A 17,511-nucleotide genomic window follows, 5' to 3' on the forward strand; every position below is an offset into this window, starting at 1 on the left:
CGAGGCGGCGCTCACAGTGCCGCGAGCTCCCGCTCGAGGTCGTCCAGCCCGAGCGAGCCCAGCCCGAGCGCCGCGGTGTGCCACGCCCGCAGGTCGAATGTCTGCCCCGCCGCCTCACGACGCTCGCGTGCGCGGGCGCGCCCGGACAGCCAGGCACGCTCGCCGAGCTTGTAGCTGATCGCCTGCCCCGGCCAGCCGAGGTACCGCTCGATCTCGCTGTGCACGAACGCGGCGGGCGACCCGCTGCGCTGCCCGAAGAACTCCTCCGCCAGGTCGGCTGTCCACCGCTCCCCCGGGTGGAACACGTGCGACGACGGGATCGGCAGCCCCAGGTGCATGCCGATGTCCATCACCACCCGGACCGCCCGCATCCGCTGCCCGTCGAGGTAGCCGAGCCGCGCACCTGGCGTGCGCAGGTAGCCGAGCTCGTCCATCAGCCGCTCCGCGTACAGCGCCCACCCCTCGGTCGTCGCCGGCACCGACCCGACCGACGTCTGGAACACCGACAGGTCCCCCGCGCGGTACGCCCACTGCCCGAGCTGCAGGTGGTGCCCCGGGACACCCTCGTGGTACCAGGTGCTGATCAGGTCCCACGTCGGGAACCGGTCACGGCCCAGCGTCGGCAGCCACGTGCGTCCCGGGCGCGAGAAGTCCAGCGACGGACGCGTGTAGTACGGCGCGGCCGCCGCACCGGGCGGCGCGATCATCGCCTCGACCCGGCGCACCGGCTCCGCGACGTCGACGACCGTGCCGTCGAGCTCGGCGATCGCGTCGTCCATCATCCGCTGGAGCCACGCCCGCACCTCCTCGACGCCCTCGACCGCCTCGCCGTGCTCGTCGAGGTGCGCGAGCGCCTCCTGCGCGGACGCCCCCGGCAGCACCCGGCCCGCCTCCTCCGCCATGTCCGCCTCGATCCGCGCGAGCTCCTCCCAGCCCCACGCGTACGCCTCCTGCGGGTCGAGGTCGGCACCCGTGTGCAGGCGCGCGGACAGCAGGTAGCGCTCGCGGCCGACCGCGTCGGGGACGTCGTCGACGGCGGGGCGGTACGCGTCGGCGATCCACCGGCGCAGCCGGTCGACCCCCTCGGCGGCGGCGCGGGCGGCCGCGTCGAGCTCGGCACGCAGCGACGCGGGCACACCGCTCGCGTCGGCCCGCGCGACGAAGCCCGCGTGCCACCCGCGCCCGTCGTCGGCCGCCAGCCACTCGGCGAGCTGCCCGGCCACGGCCTCCGCCTGGCGGGGTGCGCTGCGCACGTCGCGCCGCAGTCCCTCCTCGAGGGTCGCGCGGAACCCGTCGGCGGCGGCCGGCACCTGCGCGAGGCGGGCCGCGACGACCTCCCAGTCGTGCGCGGTCGTGGTGGGCATGAGCAGGAAGATCGACTGGAGCGTGTGCACGGGGGACGCGATCGGGCGCAGCGCGGCGAGGTCCTCGCCGGTGTCGTGCTCGGCGAGGCGTGCCGTGAGGCGTTCGCGCAGCAGCGTGGCGCAGCGCCGGTCGTCGTCGTCGAGGACCTGTGCGACGTCGAGGTCGGCCAGCACGCGGCGGGCCGCGTCCGCACGCTCCTGCGCGCCGTCCGGTGACAGGTCGGGCATGCGGCGGTCGTCGGGCCGGGTCCCGAGCGCGGTGCCGACGGACGGGTCGAGGTCGGCGAGCGTGTCGACCCACCGGTCGGCGACCTGCCGGGCGGTCGGTGCAGGTGGGGCGGGCGACGGGGACGGCTGCGCGGGGACCATCCCTGCACGTTAACCCGGCCGTCGTAGCCTGACGGCCATGGCCGCCCGCTCACTCCGGTTCTCGCAGGTCGACGTGTTCACGACGGAGCCGCTGCGCGGCAACCCGGTCGCGGTGGTCCATGACGCCGACGCCCTGACCGACGACCGGATGGCGGCCTTCGCACGCTGGACCAACCTGTCCGAGACGACGTTCCTGCTGCGGCCGACGACGCGCGGCGCGGACTACCGGGTGCGGATCTTCACGCCGGGCGGCGAGCTGCCGTTCGCGGGGCACCCGACGCTCGGCACGTGTCACGCATGGCTCGCCGCGTCGGGTGCTCCCGCGGGCGGCGACCGCGTCGTGCAGGAGTGCGGCGTCGGGCTGGTCACGATCCGGCGCGCGGCCGGGTCGCTCGCGTTCGCGGCACCGCCGCCGCGCGAGGACCGGCCGCTCGACGACACCGAGCTCGCGGCGTGCGTCGCAGCGGCGGGCGTCCCGCGGGAGGCCGTCGTCGACCACCGGCTGCTCGACAACGGGCCCGCGTGGGCGGTGCTGCTCGTCGACTCGGCGGACCGTGTGCTCGGCGCACGGCCCGACTTCGCGGGCTCGCCCGTCGGGAAGCTCGGCCTGGTCGGCCCGTACCCGGAAGGCGCGGCGGCGGCGTTCGAGGTGCGCGGGTTCGCGCCGGGCATCGGCGTGCCGGAGGACCCGGTGACGGGCAGCCTCAACGCGTCCGTCGGGCAGTGGCTGACGCGCACGGGCCGGGCGCCGGAGCGGTACGTCGCCGCGCAGGGCACGGTGCTGGGCCGGGCGGGCCGCGTGCACGTCGAGCGGGACGCGGACGGTCAGGTGTGGGTCGGCGGCGCGACCGTCACGGTCCTCGACGGCGACGCGGCACTCACGGCGTGACGTCGGCGCGACCGTAGCGGCGGAGCTTGTCGGGGTTGAGCACGAGCATGACCTGCTCGATGCCGCGGTCGGACGTCTCGAGCAGGACGACCGCACCGACCTCGCCGCCGGCGCGGTGCACCAGCACGCCGGCGCCGCCGTTGACGTCGACGACCGAGAACAGCACGTCGCGCCAGTACTTGCGCAGCACGTTGTCGAGCAGCGTGACGACGCGATCGTGCCCGACCAGCTCGACCTTCGCCGCGTGCACGACGCCGCCGCCGTCGGAGCGCGCGTGCACGTCGTCGGCGAGGAGCCGCTCGAGGTCCGCGACGCTCCCGGCACGGGCGGCGGCGAGGAACGCGGCGACGAGCTCGCGCTGGCGCACCGGGTCGGCGGGTGCGCGCCGTCCGGACCCCAGCGCGGTGCGCGCCCGGCGGACCAGCTGCCGCGCGTGCGCCTCGGTCACGTCGAGCACCTCCCCGACGCGCCGGTAGGAGTAGTCGAACGCCTCCCGCAGCACGTACGCGGCGCGCTCGGTGGGGGTGAGCCGCTCGAGCAGCACGAGGACGGCCGCGTCGAGCGCCTCGGCCCGCACCGCACCGAGCAGCGGGTCGGCGCTCGTGTCGACCGGCTCCGGGAGCCACGGGCCGACGTAGGTCTCGCGGCGTGCCCGCGCGGAGGTCGCGGCGTTGATCGCGAGCCGGGTCGTGGTGGTCGTGAGGAACGCGGCCGGGTTCTGCACGCCGCGCCGGTCGGTGTTCTGCCACCGGATCCACGCGTCCTGCACGACGTCCTCGGCCTCCTCGACGGAACCGAGCATCCGGTACGCGATGCCGAACAGCTGTGGCCTGACCTGGAGGAAGTCGGTGACGTCGTCGTCCGCGACGGACGGGGGTCCCGGCTGCGGGCGCGGCGGCGCGGCGTCGTGCGTCACGACCCTCACCCTAGGACCGGGACCCCCGGCGGTCAGCGGGCCACCGCCTGCGCGGTCCTCCACGCGGCGAGCGTCGTGCTGCCGAGCCGCGCGTCGTCGCCGAGCGGCACGATCGTCGTGCCGTCCAGCAGCGTGCCGAAGTAGCGGGCCTCGGGGTCCGACACGACCTCGCGCGGGTCGCCCGCCGCGGCCAGCTCGGCGCGCAGCAGCTCGTCCATCCGGAACCGCTCGGGCCCGGCGACCTCGACGACCCCGCCCACCGGCTCGGCGAGCGTCACGTCGACGACGGCCGCGACGACGTCCTGCGCGGCGATCGGCTGGATCGCCCCTGTCGTCGCGTGCACGACACCGTCCTGCGTCGCGCCGTCCGCGATCGCGGCGAGGAACTCGAAGAACTGCGTGGCGCGCAGGATCGTGAACGGCACGGGCGACGCCGAGACGAGCGCCTCCTGCGCGACCTTCGCCCGCAGGTAGCCGCTGTCGGGCGCGCGGTCCGCGCCGACGATCGACAGGACGACGTGGTGCCGCACGCCCGCGGCCTGCTCCGCCGCGAGCAGCGTGCGGGTCGACGTGGTGAAGAACGCGAGCACGTCGTCGGGTGCGAACGACGGCGAGTTCGACACGTCGACGACGACGTCCGCGCCGGCGACGGCCTCGGCGACGCCCGCGCCCGTGAGGGTGTCGACGCCGGTGCTGGGCGCGGCGGGCACGGTGTCGTGGCCGCGCTCGCGCAGCTGCGCGACGACCTGCGAGCCGATCCGGCCGGTGCCGCCGATGACGACGATCTTCATGCTGACCTCCTGTGGCTGGGTGGTGCGGTGGGTGATGCGGTCTGTGGTGCGGTCGAGCGGGCGGCGACGCGCGACGACGGCCGCCCGCACGTCGCGACGAGCGTCGACCGGGACCGGTCGCCGCCGGGTCGCGGCGGCACGAGCGCGTCCGGGTCGCCGCCGGCGACGAACGCGGCGCGCGGGTGCCCGACGCCGGGCAGCGAGACGACGTCCCGCCCGAACAGCCCGGCGGACGCCCACAGCAGCGCGACGCGGACCTTGCGCTCCCACGTGGGCACCGCGAGCACGTGGTACCCCCGGTGGAACGCCCACGCGAGCCACCCGGTGAGCACGACGCGCCGGTACTGGAAGACGCCGTGGTGCCGGCCGAGCGTCGCGACGACGCCGAGGCTGCGGTGCCGGTACCGCCGGACTCGACGCCCGCGCAGGTCGGCGAGCACGTTGTCCGCGAGCAGCCGCCCCTGCCGCACGGCGTGCTGCGCGTTCGGGACGGTCCGTGCGCCGGGCACGTCCGACGTCAGGTCGGGCACGGCTGCGTTGTCGCCCGCGGCCCACGCGTCGGGCACGGGTGCGTCGTCGGTGCCGACCCGCAGGTCGCCGCGCACGACCACGAGGCCGCGCTCGCCGACCGGCAGGTCGGTGTGGTTCGCGACGACCGGGTGCGAGCCGTTGCCCGCCGTCCACACGAGCAGCCCGGTGTCCCACTCCTCGCCGGTCGACAGCACGACGTGCCCGCCGGTCGCGGACAGCACCTGCGCGTCGAGGTGCACCCGGCCCCCGCGACGGGTCAGCTCACGCACCACTGCGCGGCCCGGGCGGTCGGTGACCTCGGGCAGGACCCGGTCACGGGCCTCGACGAGGTGGAACCGCGGCTCGTCGCCGCGGAGCTCCGGGTAGTGGCGCAGCAGGTCCCGCGACAGGGCCAGGAGCTCGCCGAACAGCTCGACGCCCGTGAACCCCCCACCGACGACCGTCACGGTCAGGTGCCGCTCCCGCTCGGGACCCGGCGGCAGGCTCGCCGCCGCGTCGAACGACGTGAGCACCCGGTCGCGCACGGCGACGGCCTCCTCGACGTGCTTGAGGCCGATCCCCTCGTCGCGCAGCCCCGGTACGGGGAACGTGCGCGTGACCGCACCGGCGGTCACGACGAGCACGTCGTACCGGACGGCGCGCTCGTGGCCGTCACCCGTCCGGACGGTCGCCGTCCGGTGCGCGTGGTCGACCGCCGTCACGTGCCCGGTGACCACCCGGGTCCGCCGCAGGTGCGCGCGCAGCGAGACCGCCACGTGCCGCGCCTCGACCGACCCGGCGGCCACCTCGGGCAGGAACGGCTGGTACGTCATGAAGCCGCGCGGGTCGACGAGCGTGACCTCCGCCTCGCCCCGCCGCAGCCGCTTCTCCAGGCGCCACGCCGCGTAGAAGCCCGCGTAACCGCCTCCGACGATGAGGATCCGTCGCACAGCAACCTCCGATCGCTCTCGGTAGGTCGACCGCGCCGCGTCACCGTTCGTGACGTGACGTGCACCACACCCGACGCGACCTCCCGGCGTGCCCGCTAGGCCGCGGACGCCTCCGCCCACGCCCGCTCGACCGCGTGCGCCGCGTCCCGCGCCGTCACGCCCAACCTCGTCTGGTGCCCGAGCTGGTCCTGCCAGTCGCGCTCGCTCGGCACCGACGCGAAGATCCACGACCCCGGCGGTCGAGCCGACGGCCCGAACCGCGTCCACACCTCGACCGCGTCCGCGTCGACCAGCCCGCGGCGCTGGAGCTCCCACAGGTCGTACAGGTCGCGCGCCGCCCGCCGGTCGGCCCACGCCGCGAGCTTCATCGCAGCCGCCGCCGGGCGGGTCGGCACGTGCAGCCGCGCGGGCCGTGCGTCCCCGTACCGCTGCACCACGTCGACGAGCTGCGTCGGCCACGCCGGCCGGCCCGCCGCACCCACGAGCTGGAACTTGATCGTCACGTCGTCCCCCACCGACAGGAACACCGCCTCGGCGTCGCGCGCCTCACCCGGCGGCCGCGACCACGACAACGACGCCACGTGCGGGCCGACGTCCGCCGCCAGCGCGCCGCGGCCAGCGCGCGCCCGGCCTCCGCCCGCGACCCCCGCACCAGCAGATCCACGTCCTCGCTCAGCCGCGCGTCCGGCGTCCACGTGCGCGACAGCGCCGTGCCGCCGTAGAACACGAACCGGTCGCGCTCGCGGTGCGCGATCGACGCCAGCACGTGCGAGATCACGTGGTCGCGCCGCACCTGGTCGAGGTCGACGCCGAACGCGTCGGCGACGTCGTACAGCTCGCCCGGGTCGAGCCTCATGCGGCCACGGCGTCCGGCACCGCACGACGCAGCCGGGCCAGGGCCGTCGGACCGCCTCGCTGCGTGCGCGCGAGCTCCGCGACGACCGCCCAGTCGACCCGGGGCGCGAGGTTCGTGATGGCCTCGGCGACCGCGCCGGGATCCGCCTTCGTGCGGTTGAGCGCGAGGTCGAGCACCGTCTGCTCGGGCGTCGTGACGAGGACCTCGCCGAGCTCGGTGCGCACCGTCGTCGTCGGCAGCGCCGCCACGTCACGCCGCACGAAGCCCACGACGCCGTGCGGGCGGTCGACGAGGCGCACGTCCGCGTGCCGCGCCGGGACGGCGTAGGTCGTACGCGCGTGCGCCCGCGGCAGCGCGCGCAGCAGCCGCGCCGCCGTCAGCCCCACCGCCACCGGGCGCGCACGGGTCGCGGTGGTGGCGACCGCAGCGCCCGCCGCCTCCAGCGCCGGTCGCCACCGGTGCGGGTCGTAGGCGTCGTCTGGCACCGCGACGTACACGCCGTGCGCGACCTTGTGCACCTCGCCCCGACGGGCCTTCTGCGCGAGGACCGCGCGCGGGTTCACGTAGTGGTCCGTGAGGTCCGCCGGCGTGACGGCGCGCAGGGGCCACGTGGCGAGTCGCGGACGCTCTCGTGTCATGTCGTCATTGTAGCCTGCCAGGCTACAGATCCGACACATGATGTTCGGCTGCGGCACGAGCTCGCAGGTCACCCGCCGTCCGGTTGCCACCGCCCCCGAACCGCCCAAGGATCGGGACAGTCGAGGTCAAGTGCGCGCCGCCGACGACGGCGGACGGCCTCGCACGGGAGGTCCGAGATGCCGTCGCCCGTCGCCCTGCAGGACTTCGACGCGGTCCTCTTCGACCTCGACGGCGTCCTCACCACCACCCGCACCGTCCACGCCGCCGCCTGGAAGCGCGCCTTCGACGACTTCCTCGACGGCTGGGACCGCGCGCACGGGACCCACACCCCCCGCTTCGACGACCGCGTCGACTACGCCGCCCACGTCGACGGCAAGACCCGCGAGGAAGGCGTCCGCGACTTCCTCGCGTCCCGCGGCATCACCCTCCCGCCCGGCGGGCCCGACTCCCCACCCGAGGAGGACTCCTGGTGGGGCCTCGGCAACCGCAAGCAGCTCCTCGTCGAGGAGGAGCTCGAACGCTCCGGAGTCGAGGCGTTCCCCGGCTCGGTCGCCTGGGTCCGCGAGATCCGCGAGGCCGGCCTGCGCACCGCCGTCGTCTCCTCCAGCCGCAACTGCGCCGCCGTCCTCCAGCACGCCGGCATCGCCAAGCTCTTCGACGCCCGCGTCGACGGCGAGACCATCCTCGAGCTCGGCCTGCCCGGCAAACCCGCACCCGACGGGTTCCTCGAGGGCGCACGCCGCGTCGGCGTCGACCCCCGCCGCGCCGTCGTCGTCGAGGACGCGCTCGCCGGCGTCGAGGCGGGACGCGCCGGCGGCTTCGGGCTCGTCGTCGGCGTCGACCGCGACGGACACGCCGAAGCCCTCGCCGCGCACGGCGCCGACGTCGTCGTCCAGGACCTCGCCGAGCTGCTCGCCGACCCCGACGAGGACGTGCACCGCGCCGGCCCCCGGACCCACCGCCTGCGCGACGCCGCCCGCCGCATCGTCGCGACCTCCACCGACGTCCCGCCCGACCCGTGGCGCATGGTCGAGCACGCGTTCACCCCCGAGCGCACCGAGCAGACCGAGACGCTCTTCGCGCTCTCCAACGGCTACCTCGGCATCCGCGGCGCCTTCGAGGAAGGCGCACCCGCCCGGTCCCCCGCAACCCTCCTCAACGGGTTCCACGAGACGTGGCCCATCGTCTACCCCGAGGCCGCCCACGGGTTCGCCACGACCGGGCAGACGATCCTCCCCGTCCCCGACGGCACCGCCGTCCGCCTCCTCGTCGACGAGGAGCCCGTCACATGCGAGAACACCGAGGTCCGCCACTTCGAACGCACCCTCGACATGCGCCACGCGGTCCTCACCCGCACCGTCGTGCTGCAGCTCTCCGACGGCCGCCGCTTCCGCCTCCACAGCGAACGCCTCGTCTCCCTCGCACAACGCCACCTCGCCGTCCTGCGCTACGAGATCACCGCACTCGACGCACCCGGGCGCGTCGTCCTGTCGTCCGAGCTCGTCGCCCCCACCGACCCCGTCGGCCAGGACGTCACCCTCGACCCCCGCCAGTCGCGCCAGGTCACCGGCTCCCTGCGCCCCGGACCTGACCGCACCGACGGCCTGCGCGTCGTGCGCGCCTACTCGACCGCCCGGTCCGGGCTCACCGTCGCCGCCGCCATGGACCACGAGGTCGACGACGGCGTCACCCACGTCGGGACCCGCGTCGAACCCGCCCGGGCCCGCGTCGTCTTCGACGTCGAGACCCAGGTCGGCGTCCCCGTCGGGATCACGAAGTGGCTCGCCTACCACCACGGCGACGACGACGCCGGCGAGCTCCTCAACCGCGCCGGCATGACCATCCACCGCGCCCGCGACGCGGGCTACGAGGCGGTGCGCGCGGCGCACGAGCGCGAGGCCGACGTGTTCTGGGAACGCAGCGAGGTCGCGCTCGCGGGCACGTCCCAGGGGCAGCAGGCCGTCCACTACAACCAGTTCACGCTCCTGCAGGCGACGTGGCGCAGCGAAGGCCACGGGGTGCCGTCCAAGGGACTCACGGGCACCGGGTACGAGGGGCACTACTTCTGGGACACCGAGGCGTACCTGCTCCCGTTCCTCATCCACACCTCGCCGCGGATCGCGCGCAGCCTGCTCATGCACCGTGTGCGCATGCTGCCCGCGGCACGGGCGCGCGCGCGAGAGGTGGGCTGCGACGGCGCGCTGTTCCCGTGGCGCACCATCAACGGCCAGGAGGCGTCCGCCTACTACGCGGCCGGCACCGCGCAGTACCACATCGACGCCGACGTGGCGTACGCGCTCGAGCAGTACGTCACGGTCACGGGCGACACCGACCTCATGGTGCAGCACGGCGCCGAGCTGCTCGTCGAGACGGCACGGATGTGGGCCGGACTGGGGTACTTCTCGGACCGGCACGACGGGCGGTTCGTCATCATGCGGGTCACGGGCCCGGACGAGTACTCGACGGTCGTCGACAACAACCTCTACACGAACCTCATGGCGGCGGAGAACCTGCGCGCCGCGGCCGACACGCTGGACTGGCTCGCGCGCGAGCACCCGAAGGAGCACGCCGTGCTCGTCGACGGCCTGCGCGTGCTCGACAGCGAGGTCGCGACGTGGCGGCGCGCCGCGGAGGCGATGTACGTGCCGTTCGACGAGACGTTCGGCGTGCACCTGCAGGACGACGCGTTCACGCGGCTCGAGCGGTGGGACTTCGCGGGCACCCCGCAGGAGATGTACCCCCTCCTGCTGCACTTCCACCCGCTCGTCATCTACCGCCACCAGGTCATCAAGCAGGCCGACGTCGTGCTCGCGACCGTGATGCTCCCGGAGCGGTTCACGCCCGACGAGCGCCGGCGCATCTTCGAGTACTACGACCCGCTGACGACGGGCGACTCCTCGCTGTCGGAGTGCATGCAGGCGATCGCCGCCGCCGACGTAGGCAAGTTCCGCACGGCCGAGGAGTACCTGGTCGACGCGACGTCGATCGACCTCACCGACCGCGCGGGCAACCTGCGCGACGGCGTGCACGCGGCCTCGGCAGGCGGCATGTGGATGGCGCTCGTGCAAGGGTTCGCGGGCTACCGCTGGCGCGGCACGCAGTTCTCCCCCATGCTCCCGACGCGTGCGCGGCGCATGCGGTTCCCGCTGCAGATCCGCGGCTCGGTGCTCGAGGTCGACGTCCGCGAGGACCTCGTGACGTACACGGTGCGCAGCGGCGAACCGGTGACGGGACGGCACCGCGGCACGCCCTTCACGGTTCGTCAGGGAGAGCCGGTGAGCTTCCCCGGGGAGTACCACACGCGCGACGCGTGACGCCCGACCAGGACCAATGGTCCTACTGCTGTTCGTCGTGCGTTCCTAGTCTCGGCGTCAAGAGTGGGCAATACGGCCCGCGCGCGCCTGACGGGAGCTCCCATGACAGTCGACGTCACCACCCCGGACGCCCTGCGGACCCTCGGCCTCCCGGCCGCCGTGCGCGACGTCCTCGACACGGCCGACGTCATCGTCCCCGCGACGCGCGAGGAGCTCTACGCGCTCGCGCTCGGACCCGACGGCGGGCCCCGCTTCGACGTGGTCTACGACGTGCACGGCGAGCCCGTGAAGGAGGCGGACGTCGTCCGCTGCGCCAACGGCCTCGCGGTCAACTACCCCGAGGACTACATGCGGCGCCGCGACCCCGACTGCATGCGGATCGCCGACGACCTCCCCACGGACAAGCCGCGCTACCGCGACGTCTACGGCGCCGACTTCGCGCCCGTCAAGGCGGAGACCCTCGACTGGCTCGCCGGGCAGCGCCTCGTCGTCCTGCCGTTCCGCGCCGGCGGCCCGGTGCACGGCTACCCGTCGCTCGCGATCGTGCCCGTCAACGCCGCGTTCTTCGCGCTCACCCTCGCCGACCTGCAGGGCTGGGTCACGTTCGACGAGCTCGGACCCTTCACGCCGCGCTCGATCGTGTACGTCGCTCCCCCGTTCCGGCACACGCACTTCGCGGGCCGCCAGGTCGTCGTGCACGACCGGTCCACGTCGCTGCACGAGGTCTTCGCCTACAACCTCTACCCCGGCCCGTCGGCGAAGAAGGGCATCTTCTCGGTGCTCCTCGACATCGGCGAGCAGGAGGGCTGGCTCACTGCGCACGCGTCCTCCGTGCGCGTCACCACCCCGTACGAGAACGAGTTCGTCGTCATGCACGAGGGCGCGTCCGGCGGCGGCAAGTCCGAGATGTGCCAGGAGTTCCGCCGCCTCGACGACGGCCGCATCCTGCTCGGCACCAACGTCGTCACCGGCACCACCGACACCATCACGCTCGCCGAGTCGTCCGCGCTCGCCCCCGTCACCGACGACATGACCCTGTGCCCTCCCGCGATCCAGGGCACCGACGGCCGACTCGTCGTCGCCGACGCCGAGGCCGGCTGGTTCGTCCGCGTCGACAACCTCACCGAGTACGGCCAGGACGCGACCCTCGAACGCGCCGTCATCCACCCCGACCGGCCCCTCGTCTTCTACAACATGCGCGGGCTGCCCGACGCGACCCTGCTGCCGTGGGAGCACACCCTCGACTCCAACGGGAAGCGGTGCCCCAACCCCCGCGTCGTCGTCGCGCGCTCGCAGTTCCGGCACGTCGTCGACGAGGCCGAGCCGGTGGACGTGCGGACCTTCGGGGTCCGCATGCCGGCCTGCACGCGCACCGCACCGACCTACGGCGTGATGGGCCTCATGCATCTCGTGCCGCCGTCGCTCGCGTGGGTGTGGCGGCTCGTCGCACCGCGTGGCGACAAGAACCCGTCGATCGGCGAGTCCGCGGCCGACACCGAGAAGCTCGCGCACGGCGGCCTCGTCGCCGAGGGGGTCGGCTCGTACTGGCCGTTCTCCACGGGCACGAAGGTCGGGGCGGCCAACCTGCTGCTCCGGCAGATCGTCGCCGCGCCCCGCACCCGGTACGTGCTGACGCCCAACCAGCACATCGGGTCGTACCACGTCGGGTTCGCCGCCGAGTGGCTCACGCGCGAGTACCTCGCCCGGCGCGGCACGTCCCGCATCCGGCGCGAGCAGCTCCAGCCCGCACGCTGCCCGCTGTTCGGCTGGACGCCCCGCGAGCTGCGCATCGACGGCCAGACGATCCGCCCGTCCTACCTCGCGCCCGAGCTGCAGTCGCAGGTCGGTGAGGAGGCGTACGACCAGGGCGCCGCCGTGCTCACCGCGTTCTTCCGCTCCGAGCTGCGGCAGTTCCTCACGCCCGACCTCGACCCGCTCGGCCGCCGCATCATCGAGACCGTCCTCGCCGACGGGACCGTCGAGGAGTACGAGGCGCTGACACCCACGACGCCCTGACGACCTTGCCGCCGCGCGGCACGACGCACGAGAGGCCGGCCCCTGCACGGGGGCCGGCCTCTCGTCACGTCACGCTCAGCGCCGGCGCTTCTCGCGCACCCGCACCGAGATCGAGATCGGCGTGCCCTCGAACCCGAACGTCTCGCGCAGGCGACGCTCGATGTACCGGCGGTAGCCAGGGTCCAGGAAGCCCGTCGTGAAGATGACGAACCGCGGCGGACGCGTCGACGCCTGCGTCGCGAACAGGATGCGCGGCTGCTTGCCGCCACGCAGCGGGTGCGGGTGCGCCGCGACGAGCTCGCCCAGGAACGCGTTGAGACGTCCCGTCGAGATGCGCGTGTCCCACGACTCCAGCGACCGCTTGAGCGCGGGCACCAGGCGGTCCGTGTGCCAACCCGTGCGTGCCGAGATGTTCACGCGCGGCGCCCACTGCACCTGCACGAGGTCCTTCTCGATCTCGCGCTCCAGGTACGGGCGACGGTCCTCGTCCATGAGGTCCCACTTGTTGTACGCGATCACGAGCGCCCGGCCCGCGTCGACGACCTGCGAGATCACGCGCGTGTCCTGCTCGGTCATCGTCGAGGACGCGTCGATCAGCACGACCGCGACCTCGGCCTTCTCGATCGCCGCCTGCGTGCGCAGCGACGCGTAGAAGTCCGGCCCGGACGTCTGGTGCACGCGCCGCCGGATGCCCGCGGTGTCGACGAACACCCACGGCTCGCCCTTGAGCAGCACGAGCTCGTCCACCGGGTCACGCGTCGTGCCGGCCGTCGCGTCGACGACCACGCGCTCCGTGCCGAGCACCTTGTTCAGCAGCGACGACTTGCCGACGTTCGGCCGCCCGACGAGCGCCACGCGGCGCGGACCGTCCGGCACCGGCGTCGCGTGCGCCGACACCTCGGGCAGCGCGTCGACCGCCGCCTCCAGCAGGTCACCCGTGCCACGGCCGTGCAGCGCCGACACCGGGTACGGCTCCCCCAGCCCCAGTGCCCACAGCGCCGCCGCGTCCGCCTCGACCGCCGGGCCGTCCACCTTGTTGGCGCAGAGCACGACCGGCTTGCCCGAGCGGCGCAGCAGCCGGACGACCTGCTCGTCCGTGTCCGTGGCGCCCACCGTGGCGTCCACGACGAACAGCACCGCGTCGGCCAGGGCGATCGCGACCTCAGCCTGCTCGGCCACGCGCGCGTCGATGCCCGCGACGTCGACCTCCCAGCCGCCCGTGTCCACGACCGTGAACCGGCGCCCGGCCCACTCCGCCGGGTAGCTCACGCGGTCACGCGTCACGCCCGGCTGGTCCTCCACGACCGCCTCCCGGCGGCCCAGGATGCGGTTCACGAGGGTCGACTTCCCGACGTTCGGCCGCCCGACGACCGCGAGCACCGGCAGCGCGGTCGCCGCCGCACCCCCGATCTCGTCCTCGTCGAGCCCGTCGATCAGCGCGAGGTCGTCGTCCTCGAGCGCGTACTCGGCGAGCCCCGCGCGCAGCGCACGCTCGCGATCCGCGTCGCCGGCCTCGTCGGGCAGCTCCAGGGCGTCGCCGGCCTCGTCGGGCAGCTCCAGGGCGGGGTCGGTGTCCGTCATGCCGACCATTCTCCCCTGTCGCGCAGGCAGCCGTGACCCCGGGGCGCGGGGCGGAGGTCAGGCGGGCTCGCGGTCCGGGCCGTCCGTCGGCAGGACGAGCCCCGACCGGGCGCTCGCCCGGGTCACGAGGTCCGACAGCGCGACGCGCACCGCCTCGTTGGCGGCGACGAGCGCGGCGCGTCCGGACACGCCCGGCGCACGCTCGACGACGACGGGCTCGCCGAACTCGACCACGAGCCGGCGCCGGAACCCGGGGACGTGCCCGACGGACTCCCCCGTGCGCCGGGTCCCCAGGATCGCGACGGGCACGACGGGAGCCTGTCCGTTGAGCGCGAGCCACGCGATCCCGGCGCGGGCGCTCGTCGCGTCGCCGCGACCGCGGTTGCCCTCGGGGAAGATGCCGACGACACCGCCCCGGCGGAGCACGCCGAGCGCGGTCGTCAGCGCGGTCCGGCCGCCCTGCCGGTCGACGGGGATCTGGCCCGCCGCGCGCAGCACCAGCCCGACCGGCCCGTGGAACATCTCCTCCTTGACGAGGATGTGCGTCGGCCGCGGGGAGACACCCGCGAGGATCGGCCCGTCGACGACGCCCGTGTGGTTGGCCGCCAGCAGCACCGGACCGGTGCGCGGCACGTGGTGCGCACCGACGACGTCGGTCGCCCAGACCCCGCGCGCGAGGAACCAGCCGATCCACCGCGACCACGCCGGACCGGCGGGCGACGGTACGCGCTGCTCCGTCACGCCCGGGTCGCGGCCGCCACGACCGCCAGCACCGCCTCGACCGTCTGCTCGAAGTCCAGGTGCGACGAGTCGACCGTCACGACGCCGTCCGCCGCGGTGTGGAACTGCACGACCGTCGAGTCGTCCGCGTCGCGGCGCAGCACCTGGTCGCGCGTCGCCTCGACCGCCTGCGCGTCGGCGGACCCGTGCACGTCGAGCGCGCGGCGCGCGAGCCGCGCCTCCTCGCTCGCGGTCAGCAGCACCCGGACGTCGGCGTCGGGCGCGATGACCGTCGTGATGTCACGCCCCTCCGCGACCACCCCGCGCCCGCCCGAGAACGACCCCGGCTCGCGCTCGGCGTCGATCAGGGTGCGCTGGAGGCGGCCCAGCGCCGCGCGCGCCTCGAGGTTCGTCGCGACCGCGCTCACCGCCGCCGAGATGGACGTCTCCCGGATGTCGGCCGACACGTCGGTGCCGTCGACGACGACCGTCGGCGCGTCCGGGTCGACGCCGAGGTCGAGCGGCAGGGTCCGCACGGCAGCGGCGACCGCGTCGGTGTCGTGCAGCGGGATCGCCTGCTGCAGGCACCACCACGTCGCGGCCCGGTACGTGGCGCCCGTGTCGACGTACGCGAGCCCGAGCGCGCGCGCGACGGCACGAGACACGCTGGACTTCCCCGACCCGGACGGGCCGTCGATCGCGACCACGAATGGCGCCGGGATCGTGCTCAACTCACCAGTCTCCATCCGCGGAGCGTCAGCTCCGCCTCGAGGTGCGGCACGGCGCTGGGCAGCACCGAGATCGCCGCCATGCCGACGGGACGGCCCGCCGCGTGCTCCAGGTGCAGGTCCTCCAGGTTGACGCCGGCCTCGCCGACGTCGGTCAGCAGCCGCGCGAGCTCGCCGGGGGCGTCCGGCACGAGCACCGTCACGACGCTGTAGTCGCGACGCACGCCGCCGTGCTTGCCGGGGACGCGCGCGACGCCCGCGTTGCCGTCGGAGATCGCCTGCGCGATCGTCGACAGCGCGCCCCGCGCGACGTCCTCCGGTCCCGTCGCGGCCGCGGCGCCGCCGAGCGCGTGGATGACGCCGTCGAGGTCCGCGCGCAGGTCCACGAGCACGTCGCGGACCGCCGCCGCGTTCGCCGCGAGGATGGACGTCCAGAGCGCCGGGTCCGACCCCGCGATCCGCGTGACGTCCCGCAGGCCCTGGCCCGCGAGACCGAGCGCCGCCTCGTCGACGTCCCGCAGCCGCGACGCGACGAGGCTCGCCACGACCTGCGGCACGTGCGACACCGCCGCGACCGCCGCGTCGTGCGCGTCGGCGTCCATGGTCACCGGCACCGCGCCCAGGTCCACCGCGAGCGACCGCACCGCGAGCAGCGCGTCCGGTCGCGACGAGCCCGAGTCCGCGATGACCCACGGGCGACCGAGGAACAGGTCGGGCACGGCGGCGACCGGCCCGGACCGCTCGCGGCCGGCCATCGGGTGCGACCCGACGTAGCGCGACAGGTCGGCGCCCGACGCGCGCAGCTCGGCCAGCACGTACCCCTTGACGCTCGCGACGTCCGTCACGACCGCGCCGGGGTGCGCCTCGAGCTCGGCGAGCACCACGTCGGACGTCACGTCGGGTGGTGCGGCCACCACGACGAGTGCCGGCTCGGGGTCGTCGGCCGACGCGGGCCGGCCGGCACCGACGTCGCGGGCGAGGGCGACGGCGGTGCGCGACGGGTCGTGCAGGAGCACCTCGACGCCGCGCGTCGCGAGCCCGAGCCCGACCGACGTCCCGAGCAGACCCGTGCCGACGACCCGGACCGGTCCCGCCGTGGCGACGTTCACAGACCGACCTGGGTCATGAGCGAGCCGACCTCCGTCTTCGACAGCACGCGCGTCCGCCCCGGCTTGAGGTCCCCGAGCCGGATCGGCCCGACCTGCGTGCGGACCAGTCGCGTGACCGGGTGACCCACCTCCTCGAGCAGGCGGCGCACGACGCGGTTGCGGCCCTCGTGCAGGACGATCTCGACGAGGCTCGCCTGCGGCGTCGTCTGGACCACCTGGAACCTGTCGACCTTCACCAGGCCGTCCTCGAGCTCGATCCCCCGCGTGAGCCGCCCGCCGAGCGAGCCGGCGACGCGCCCTTCGACGTGCGCGAGGTAGGTCTTGGCGACTCCGTGCGACGGGTGCGACAGCCGGTTCGCGAGCTCGCCGTCGTTCGTCAGCAGCAGCAGACCCTCGGTCTCCGCGTCGAGCCGCCCGACGTGGAACAGCCGCTCCGTGCGGTCGGCGACGAACTGCGCGATCGACGGGCGCCCCTCCGGGTCGTGCATCGTCGACACGACACCCTTCGGCTTGTTGAGCGCGAGCGTCACCATCGACGAGTCGAGCTGCACCCGGAGCCCGTCGACGTGGATCACCGCGCGCAGCGGGTCCACCCGCACCCCGAGCTCACGCACGGTCGCGCCGTCGACCGTGACCCGGCCCGTCGCGATGAGCTCCTCGCACGCCCGGCGCGACCCGAGCCCCGCCGACGCGAGCACCTTCTGCAGGCGCACGCCGTCGGGGTCGTGCACGTCGATCGTCACCTCGGGCTCGCGTGCC

Annotated in this window: 15 protein-coding genes; 3 read left to right on the forward strand and 12 right to left on the reverse strand. The window is 74.7% G+C overall.

The window, feature by feature from the left end; genetic code table 11:
- Window positions 1-11: 11 nt before the first annotated feature.
- Window positions 12-1,733 (reverse strand): DUF885 domain-containing protein, encoded by a 1,722-nt coding sequence (locus OOT42_RS10450; RefSeq protein WP_273651160.1) that lies wholly within the window; start codon window positions 1,731-1,733, stop codon window positions 12-14.
- A 37-nt stretch (window positions 1,734-1,770) separates the two neighbouring features.
- On the opposite strand from OOT42_RS10450, the gene OOT42_RS10455 reads away from it, so the two are divergent.
- Window positions 1,771-2,622, forward strand: a complete 852-nt coding sequence (locus OOT42_RS10455; protein ID WP_273651161.1) for a PhzF family phenazine biosynthesis protein — start codon at window positions 1,771-1,773, stop codon at window positions 2,620-2,622.
- Here the strand turns inward: OOT42_RS10455 and sigJ are convergent.
- From sigJ to OOT42_RS10485, 6 genes are all read right to left on the reverse strand, one after another.
- Window positions 2,612-3,538 carry an RNA polymerase sigma factor SigJ gene (sigJ, locus tag OOT42_RS10460; RefSeq protein WP_273651162.1) on the reverse strand — a complete coding sequence of 309 codons (927 nt, stop codon included), beginning with the start codon at window positions 3,536-3,538 and terminating at the stop codon, window positions 2,612-2,614. The two genes, OOT42_RS10455 and sigJ, sit on opposite strands and share 11 nt — an antisense overlap.
- A 32-nt stretch (window positions 3,539-3,570) precedes the next feature.
- On the reverse strand, window positions 3,571-4,329 hold the full coding sequence (locus OOT42_RS10465; protein WP_273651163.1) for an SDR family oxidoreductase: 759 nt from the start codon (window positions 4,327-4,329) through the stop codon (window positions 3,571-3,573).
- Window positions 4,326-5,789 carry an NAD(P)/FAD-dependent oxidoreductase gene (locus OOT42_RS10470; protein WP_273651164.1) on the reverse strand — a complete coding sequence of 488 codons (1,464 nt, stop codon included), beginning with the start codon at window positions 5,787-5,789 and terminating at the stop codon, window positions 4,326-4,328. Before OOT42_RS10470 ends, OOT42_RS10465 begins: the two co-directional genes overlap by 4 nt.
- 95 nt (window positions 5,790-5,884) lie before the next feature.
- Complete coding sequence (locus OOT42_RS10475; protein WP_273651165.1) at window positions 5,885-6,316, reverse strand: nucleotidyl transferase AbiEii/AbiGii toxin family protein; 432 nt, start codon at window positions 6,314-6,316, stop codon at window positions 5,885-5,887.
- The gene (locus tag OOT42_RS10480) at window positions 6,289-6,645 is read right to left on the reverse strand and encodes a nucleotidyl transferase AbiEii/AbiGii toxin family protein (protein WP_273651166.1); all 357 of its coding nucleotides are present in this window, start codon (window positions 6,643-6,645) and stop codon (window positions 6,289-6,291) included. Before OOT42_RS10480 ends, OOT42_RS10475 begins: the two co-directional genes overlap by 28 nt.
- Window positions 6,642-7,283: a type IV toxin-antitoxin system AbiEi family antitoxin gene (locus OOT42_RS10485; protein WP_273651167.1), complete on the reverse strand. Its 642-nt coding sequence runs from the start codon at window positions 7,281-7,283 to the stop codon at window positions 6,642-6,644. The genes OOT42_RS10480 and OOT42_RS10485 overlap by 4 nt, the downstream gene beginning before the upstream one ends.
- A gap of 177 nt (window positions 7,284-7,460) precedes the next feature.
- Here OOT42_RS10485 and OOT42_RS10490 point away from each other — a divergent pair, with 177 nt between their 5' ends.
- Together OOT42_RS10490 and OOT42_RS10495 are read left to right on the forward strand one after the other, a co-directional pair.
- Window positions 7,461-10,598, forward strand: coding sequence for a beta-phosphoglucomutase family hydrolase (locus tag OOT42_RS10490; protein ID WP_273651168.1), 3,138 nt, complete (start codon window positions 7,461-7,463; stop codon window positions 10,596-10,598).
- 102 nt (window positions 10,599-10,700) lie between these two features.
- On the forward strand, window positions 10,701-12,614 hold the full coding sequence (locus OOT42_RS10495) for a DUF4914 family protein (protein WP_273651169.1): 1,914 nt from the start codon (window positions 10,701-10,703) through the stop codon (window positions 12,612-12,614).
- A gap of 75 nt (window positions 12,615-12,689) precedes the next feature.
- Here OOT42_RS10495 and der read toward each other — a convergent pair whose 3' ends face one another.
- Genes der through OOT42_RS10520 form a run of 5 tightly spaced genes read right to left on the reverse strand, consistent with a single transcriptional unit; the run spans window position 12,690 to window position 17,495 of the window.
- Window positions 12,690-14,195: a ribosome biogenesis GTPase Der gene (der, locus tag OOT42_RS10500; RefSeq protein ID WP_273651170.1), complete on the reverse strand. Its 1,506-nt coding sequence runs from the start codon at window positions 14,193-14,195 to the stop codon at window positions 12,690-12,692.
- Window positions 14,196-14,252: 57 nt separating this feature from the next.
- Window positions 14,253-14,936: a lysophospholipid acyltransferase family protein gene (locus tag OOT42_RS10505; protein ID WP_273651171.1), complete on the reverse strand. Its 684-nt coding sequence runs from the start codon at window positions 14,934-14,936 to the stop codon at window positions 14,253-14,255.
- Window positions 14,933-15,661 (reverse strand): (d)CMP kinase, encoded by a 729-nt coding sequence (gene cmk / locus OOT42_RS10510; protein ID WP_273651172.1) that lies wholly within the window; start codon window positions 15,659-15,661, stop codon window positions 14,933-14,935. The genes OOT42_RS10505 and cmk overlap by 4 nt, the downstream gene beginning before the upstream one ends.
- On the reverse strand, window positions 15,643-16,752 hold the full coding sequence (locus OOT42_RS10515; protein ID WP_273651173.1) for a prephenate dehydrogenase: 1,110 nt from the start codon (window positions 16,750-16,752) through the stop codon (window positions 15,643-15,645). Before OOT42_RS10515 ends, cmk begins: the two co-directional genes overlap by 19 nt.
- Window positions 16,749-17,495: a pseudouridine synthase gene (locus OOT42_RS10520; protein ID WP_423775878.1), complete on the reverse strand. Its 747-nt coding sequence runs from the start codon at window positions 17,493-17,495 to the stop codon at window positions 16,749-16,751. Before OOT42_RS10520 ends, OOT42_RS10515 begins: the two co-directional genes overlap by 4 nt.
- Window positions 17,496-17,511: the final 16 nt, after the last annotated feature.

Source organism: Cellulomonas fimi (assembly GCF_028583725.1).
Taxonomy (GTDB): Bacteria; Actinomycetota; Actinomycetes; order Actinomycetales; family Cellulomonadaceae; genus Cellulomonas; species Cellulomonas fimi_B.

Excerpts from the sequence above, each read along its gene's own strand:
- OOT42_RS10490 (WP_273651168.1), top strand. The coding sequence starts at position 7,461 with ATGCCGTCGCCCGTCGCCCTGCAGGACTTCGACGCGGTCCTCTTCGAC.
- der (WP_273651170.1), bottom strand. The coding sequence starts at position 14,195 with ATGACGGACACCGACCCCGCCCTGGAGCTGCCCGACGAGGCCGGCGAC.
- OOT42_RS10485 (WP_273651167.1), bottom strand. The coding sequence starts at position 7,283 with ATGACACGAGAGCGTCCGCGACTCGCCACGTGGCCCCTGCGCGCCGTC.
- OOT42_RS10465 (WP_273651163.1), bottom strand. The coding sequence starts at position 4,329 with ATGAAGATCGTCGTCATCGGCGGCACCGGCCGGATCGGCTCGCAGGTC.
- OOT42_RS10495 (WP_273651169.1), top strand. The coding sequence starts at position 10,701 with ATGACAGTCGACGTCACCACCCCGGACGCCCTGCGGACCCTCGGCCTC.
- OOT42_RS10480 (WP_273651166.1), bottom strand. The coding sequence starts at position 6,645 with ATGAGGCTCGACCCGGGCGAGCTGTACGACGTCGCCGACGCGTTCGGC.
- cmk (WP_273651172.1), bottom strand. The coding sequence starts at position 15,661 with ATGGAGACTGGTGAGTTGAGCACGATCCCGGCGCCATTCGTGGTCGCG.
- OOT42_RS10450 (WP_273651160.1), bottom strand. The coding sequence starts at position 1,733 with ATGGTCCCCGCGCAGCCGTCCCCGTCGCCCGCCCCACCTGCACCGACC.
- OOT42_RS10455 (WP_273651161.1), top strand. The coding sequence starts at position 1,771 with ATGGCCGCCCGCTCACTCCGGTTCTCGCAGGTCGACGTGTTCACGACG.